The sequence below is a fragment of the Pseudomaricurvus sp. genome (assembly GCF_965662505.1).
Taxonomy (GTDB): Bacteria; Pseudomonadota; Gammaproteobacteria; order Pseudomonadales; family Cellvibrionaceae; genus Pseudomaricurvus.
In genome coordinates this window covers 1-5,675 of sequence record NZ_CBFIHX010000173.1, presented here as the reverse complement: position 1 = coordinate 5,675, position 5,675 = coordinate 1, and the positions used below count along the sequence as shown (strand labels likewise).

At 53.2% G+C, this 5,675-nt stretch carries 6 protein-coding genes; 2 read left to right on the top strand and 4 right to left on the bottom strand.

From position 1 onward, the window contains the following. Positions 1 to 149: 149 nt before the first annotated feature. Together dbpA and ACTG33_RS15890 are read right to left on the bottom strand one after the other, a co-directional pair. On the bottom strand, positions 150 to 1,544 hold the full coding sequence (dbpA, locus tag ACTG33_RS15895; protein WP_439136203.1) for an ATP-dependent RNA helicase DbpA: 1,395 nt from the start codon (positions 1,542 to 1,544) through the stop codon (positions 150 to 152). A 150-nt stretch (positions 1,545 to 1,694) separates the two neighbouring features. Then, the gene (locus ACTG33_RS15890) at positions 1,695 to 2,414 is read right to left on the bottom strand and encodes a ZIP family metal transporter (protein ID WP_439136202.1); all 720 of its coding nucleotides are present in this window, start codon (positions 2,412 to 2,414) and stop codon (positions 1,695 to 1,697) included. Between the two features lie 208 nt (positions 2,415 to 2,622). Here ACTG33_RS15890 and ACTG33_RS15885 point away from each other — a divergent pair, with 208 nt between their 5' ends. Both ACTG33_RS15885 and ACTG33_RS15880 read left to right on the top strand, forming a co-directional pair. Next, the gene (locus ACTG33_RS15885; protein ID WP_439136201.1) at positions 2,623 to 2,910 is read left to right on the top strand and encodes an encapsulin-associated ferritin-like protein; all 288 of its coding nucleotides are present in this window, start codon (positions 2,623 to 2,625) and stop codon (positions 2,908 to 2,910) included. Between the two features lie 42 nt (positions 2,911 to 2,952). Beyond that, positions 2,953 to 3,360, top strand: coding sequence for a cation transporter (locus tag ACTG33_RS15880; RefSeq protein WP_439136200.1), 408 nt, complete (start codon positions 2,953 to 2,955; stop codon positions 3,358 to 3,360). 223 nt (positions 3,361 to 3,583) lie between these two features. Here the strand turns inward: ACTG33_RS15880 and ACTG33_RS15875 are convergent, their stop codons facing one another. Next, positions 3,584 to 4,630, bottom strand: coding sequence for a hypothetical protein (locus ACTG33_RS15875; RefSeq protein WP_439136199.1), 1,047 nt, complete (start codon positions 4,628 to 4,630; stop codon positions 3,584 to 3,586). Positions 4,631 to 4,774: 144 nt separating this feature from the next. Further along, positions 4,775 to 5,675 (bottom strand): methyl-accepting chemotaxis protein (locus ACTG33_RS15870; protein WP_439136198.1); only part of this gene is annotated, 901 nt, incomplete at its 5' end.

Below are 5,675 nucleotides of genomic sequence, written 5' to 3'. Positions count from 1 at the left end.
AGCCTGGGACGGACGTCAGAGTTTTACGTCGTGATGTTTGCGACCGGCAAAGATTAGCACAGGGTCTGTTTAAAGAAAATACAGTCAGAAGTCAGCCACAATCGGGGAGGATGTCAGACAAACAGTCCCCCGGTTGCTTAATTTAGCGGCTAGCGGCCACTCAGTTGCCTGATGCGGAAATTTTTGCCTTTCAGCTTGCCGGCACCCAGTTTTTTCAGCGCGGTTTTCGCCACTTCACGTTTAACAGCGACATAAGAACTCATCGGAAAGATCTGTATTTTTCCAACGTCACTGCCCTCGATACCGCCTTCGCCAGTCAGGGCGCCAAGAATATCCCCCGGACGGACCTTGCTCTTTTTCCCGCCATCGATTTGTAAGGTCACCATGGGCGGACGAGCAGGTCGCTCGTTGAGAAGGGAAGCCGGAGGCAGAATTTCACGCTCAACCACAACCCCCTGCTCTTCCTCCAGCAACCGCAGTTTGAAGTTTTCTTTCTCGCCGTAGAGCGTATGCGCACGCCCATGACTGCCGGCGCGCCCCGTACGACCAACACGGTGAACGTGCACCTCGGGATCGCGGGCAATGTGATAGTTGATCACGGTATCCAGCTCTTCAATGTCCAGCCCCCGAGCGGCGACGTCGGTAGCCACCAGAACCGAAACACTTTTGTTGGCAAAACGCACCAGCACCTGATCGCGGTCCCGCTGCTCCAGATCACCGTGCAGCGCCAGTGCCGAGAATCCCTGATCGGACAATTCATCGGCCACTTCCTGACATTCACGCTTGGTATTACAAAACACAATGGCTGAAGTTGCCTTGTCTTGCATTAACAGCAGCCCCACCGCCTGACGACGATGAGTTTCATTGTCGACGGGGTGAAAATACTGGCTGATGGTGGATTCTTCCTGAGGACTTTCCACCGTAATGCGCTCTGGCGAGTTCATGATATTGCGGGATATTTTTTCGATCTCTTCCGGAAAGGTCGCACTGAACAACAGCGTCTGACGCTGAGTGGGGATCGGAGCAATGATGGCTTCGAGGCTTGCCTGGAACCCCATATCCAGCATGCGATCGGCTTCATCCAGCACCAGTGTCTGCACGTGTTCCACGTTCAGTCGCCCTTTGCGCAGATGTTCTTCGATACGTCCCGGCGTCCCCACCACGATATGCGCACCGTGTTCCAGTGAGCCGATTTGCGGGCCAAAAGGCATACCGCCGCACAAGGTCAGAACCTTCACATTGTGAACCGCACGAGCCAGCTTGCGAATCTCCCTTGCCACCTGATCAGCCAGCTCACGAGTGGGACACAACACCAGCGTCTGAATGCGGAACTTTTTCACGTCCAGTCGCGCCAGCAGCCCCAATCCAAAAGCCACGGTCTTGCCCGAGCCGGTTTTGGCCTGAGCGATGATATCCTTACCTTCCAACACCAGAGGCAAGCTTTGCGCCTGTACCGGCGTCATGGCGTGGTATTCCAGAGATTTCAGGTTGTCGAGCAGATCGACAGGAAGTTGCAGTTGGTCAAACGAGGGATTTTGCACAATAAAGCCTACAGGATAAGAAGCATGAAGACCGAAAATGGCCTGAATAAAAACACTCGGACAGGCGATCACACGGAGATGCGGCCATCATACCATGCCGCCCTGCCCTCAGACGCTTTTCCGGATCATTATAAGCCATGAGCCTGGAACCATTTAGGCCGTCGTGAGCATGTACCCAATCAATCCAAGAGAGAAGCCCAGTACAGCTCCCATCGGTGGCCACCAGTGTCTGTCCAGCTTGGCCTGTGGAGCGATGTCCTGAAAGACGGAATAGAGGATGCCTCCGGCGGCGAAGAGCATAATACTGGAAAGCAGCTGATGCTCTTCCACCAGCCAAACGTACCCCACTAGACCGGCTAATGGCCCCAGGCCTGCCATCAAAATAAACAACCCGATGATACGGCCAGCAGAGAGACGGCTCCGCAGCTCGCGATAGGCATTAAAACCCTCCGGCAAGTTCTGCAAGGTAATCAAAGCCGCCAACAAAAAGGCCGTATCCTTGCCAAACGCCAGCGCAGCCCCCAGAGCCAGAGACTCTGGAATAAAGTCAGACAGCATCGCGGCCAACTGACTGGCAGGGGTATTGATTTTGTAAAACCAGACGTCCAGAGCCATAAAGGACAATCCACCCAGCAAAAACATGATCACGGCATGGTTAATGGACAGGTGTTCAACGCCATCGATCACCAGCACCAGCGCCACAGCGGAAAATAGCGCCCCGCCGCCAAAGGCCGTCACGGTATGGCGCAACTCTTCATCCAGCCACTGCGGCTGAATACGATCAATACGCGCCAGCAGTGCCCCGGCAGGCATAGCCAGCCCGGCGAACAAAGTCAGTATGATTACCACCCAAATTCCATGCTGTTCTGTCATTCATCACCGTCCGAGTTGCGTTGTGTTTTGTGTCACTGGGTCTATATTGTTAATTCAGGCGGCTCAATATACAAATGATCCGCGTGTGCTAAGTGATTAATCGTCATACAAATACAGGAGAATTTGCAGGGAACGCCTTGCAATCACAAAAAACCAACCTGTTTTAACACTCGACCTAATTTAACACCCGACCAGAAAGGACAGAAACATGGCAAATGAAGGTTACCACGAGCCAATCAATGAATTGAGTGATGAGACCAGAGACATGCATCGCGCCATTGTCTCGCTGATGGAAGAGTTGGAAGCCGTCGACTGGTATAACCAGCGCATGGACGCCTGCAAAGATGATGAGCTAAAAGCCATCCTGAAACACAACCGTGACGAAGAGAAAGAGCACGCCGCGATGGTGCTGGAGTGGATCCGACGCAAAGACTCCACTTTCGAGGGCTATTTAAAAGACTTCCTTTTCACCGACAAGCCCATTGCTCACAAATAAAACAGCCGATCTATTCGATCAATTTGTAATGGATAAACCGTTATGGACAAACCAGAAGACGACCCTCAAACCCGCGAGGTTCACCTCGTTGTCAGGCACTTGAAACTGGAAGGCATCGACAGCAGTAACGAGCGAGCCATGCTCAACGAGATTGAAACCACCTATGGGGTCGACAGCGCTTCCTATGAAGCGCCCTCTTCGACGCTGCACATTGGCTACGATGCCATGGAATGTGATCTGGAGGGTCTGGAACAGATTATCCTGAAACACGGCGGTGATGTGTCACACGACTGGAACACCGCCTTTAAAGAAGGTTATTACCGCTTTTTAGACAGCAACATCCGCGATCACGTTGTCAATGAGGTATGGGGAGGGCATACCGATCCCTCCCTGGAAGCGGTTAAACCTGAAGATATTAAAGCTGAGAAGATGAAACCCAAGTCTAAATAACCTTCATCGACTTAGGGCCTGTTAACACTCATTCGATGATCACTGCTGGAGACCATTTTTGTGTCCAGCTAGGCGACAGGAGCGCGGTGTAGTCATTCTACATAAGTGACTGGCAACGACGTTGGACGCAAAACTGGACCCAGCCCTTCGGGTTGTGCCTAAAAAGCCACCACTTGTCGTTGCTCATCGCTCATTTGGAATAACCAAACCACGCTCTTCGCGCCTAAATTGGTGGCTTTTTAGTCACAACAGTGGCCATCGAATGAGTCTTAACAGGCCCTAGCACCGGCACGCGACTCTGAATCACTGCCGGTAACCGCGCCACCAGCACAGCTCGAGCGTTGTGCCAAAATCCAGCCAGCAGTATCAGCGCGCCCCCAATAATGATTCCGGTGGTCGCCAAATTGCCGCCAACACCGCCGTAGTTTTCAAACAGTCTCGACACCGCGTAGAGCACATACACCAGTGAAGAAACCATAAACGCACGCCGATCAATCACCAGTGACACCAGGGTCATCACCACATACACCAGCACAATGGTAATTACATTGCCGACACTGTCATCGCCACTCAACACCCCGAGACTGTAAAAAACCGGATGCACAATCAACGGGGCCGACAGCAGGTGCAACCAAAAGGCCACGTCCGAACGACGCGTTATCCGCTCACGATCCGACATATCCCACCACATGGCGACCGCAAAGGTGGTCAGGCCTCCCAGGAAGATGATCAGAGTCACCCAATCCCGGGACTGCGGAAAGGCCGACAAGATAGAATAAAACGCAAAGCCGACGATGGTTGCCATGCCCGCCGCCACGGTAATGGGCACCTGAAAACGCCACCAGTGAAGTCCTGTCGCAACCGCGGAAACGGCCATGGCCACCCCAAACGTGGATGAACTTTGAACACCCATTGCGGTAGTGCAGGTGGAGAATACCCCCCAGATAAACAGCAGTAACAAGACAATCGCCGGCAACGCCATCTTACGATGCAGCACAAAAAACTCTGACAATCCCCAGGCCACAGCGGCCATCACCAACGGGCCCAGGATCGGCGCCACGGTTCCAGCGACCCATGACGCTGAATAAGTCAGAATCAGGCAGGCAATCACCACAAAAATATCGTTGAAGCCGCCAATTAAGCGAAAGTTTTCTTCATCCGCCACCGACGAATGTCGCGCTTCCGCCATCATTTGCCGAAATGAATCGACGGAATCCGGTGTAAAAACGCCCCGATCCACGGCGCGGTTTAAATCTTCATCGGTGTACATTTTCTGTTCTATCCCTGTGTTTAAATCGATCTAAAAATCATGACTGCAAGATGAATCAAAGCCTTACAGTAACAGACAGTGGCTGTTTATCGCGAACGTACTAATCGCGAATATTCAAATTGCGAGCGGGTGGCCATAAGACCTTTAGACATTAAATGCTCTCAATTTAGTCCCCAGCTCCACCGCCATGTCCGACACCAGACGACTGGTGTCCAGTGCGTCATTGGACAGAGAAGCGCCCTGCTGAGCGAGATCATCAATACGGGAAGCACCTGAGCCCACTCTGACCACCAGATCCCGCTGTTCATCACTGGCGGCTTTGATGTCTGCCGAGCGATCACCAATGGTAGCGAAGCCCTGCATGATAGTATCCAGCGACTCTCTGGCTTTCTGTGCCTGCAATACCGCCTGATCGGTTGCCTGTGCGCCGTCAGCCATCTGTTGAGACGCCGATGACGTCCCCTGCTGAATATTGTTGATGATTTGCTGAATTTCCTGGGTCGAATCTGACGTCCGTCTGGCCAGCTGACGAACTTCATCCGCCACAACCGCAAATCCGCGTCCCTGCTCCCCGGCGCGAGCGGCTTCAATGGCGGCGTTTAGGGCGAGCAAATTGGTCTGCTCCGCAATGGCATTGATCACTTCCAGCACCGTACCGATGTTGTCGCTGTCCCGCTTGAGCACATCCATACCCCCGGCGGCTTTGTTAACCACCTCGGCCACATGCTGAATGGCGGATACGGTGTCCTGTACTGTCTGATCACCGTCTGCCGCCATATGCTGTGCATTACGACTGACATCTTCCGCGGCACCGACATTTTGCAACACCACTTCAGCCGCGGCGTGCATCTGCCCCATACCGTCCACTACTGTGGCGATCTCGCCGGACTGCTGCTGTGACTGCTGCTTGTTTTGTTCATTCACACGCAGTAGATTTTCCGCAGCCTGAGTCAGATCCAATCCCATTTGTTGTAGCTGCCCCATGAGCTGACCGATTTCCGCCATCATGCGATCAAAACGACGCCCCATATCACCGAACTCATCC

Bases quoted from the DNA above. Each gene is read 5' to 3' on its own strand.
- ACTG33_RS15890 (WP_439136202.1), bottom strand. From the start codon at position 2,414: ATGACAGAACAGCATGGAATTTGGGTGGTAATCATACTGACTTTGTTC.
- ACTG33_RS15885 (WP_439136201.1), top strand. From the start codon at position 2,623: ATGGCAAATGAAGGTTACCACGAGCCAATCAATGAATTGAGTGATGAG.
- ACTG33_RS15880 (WP_439136200.1), top strand. From the start codon at position 2,953: ATGGACAAACCAGAAGACGACCCTCAAACCCGCGAGGTTCACCTCGTT.
- ACTG33_RS15875 (WP_439136199.1), bottom strand. From the start codon at position 4,630: ATGTACACCGATGAAGATTTAAACCGCGCCGTGGATCGGGGCGTTTTT.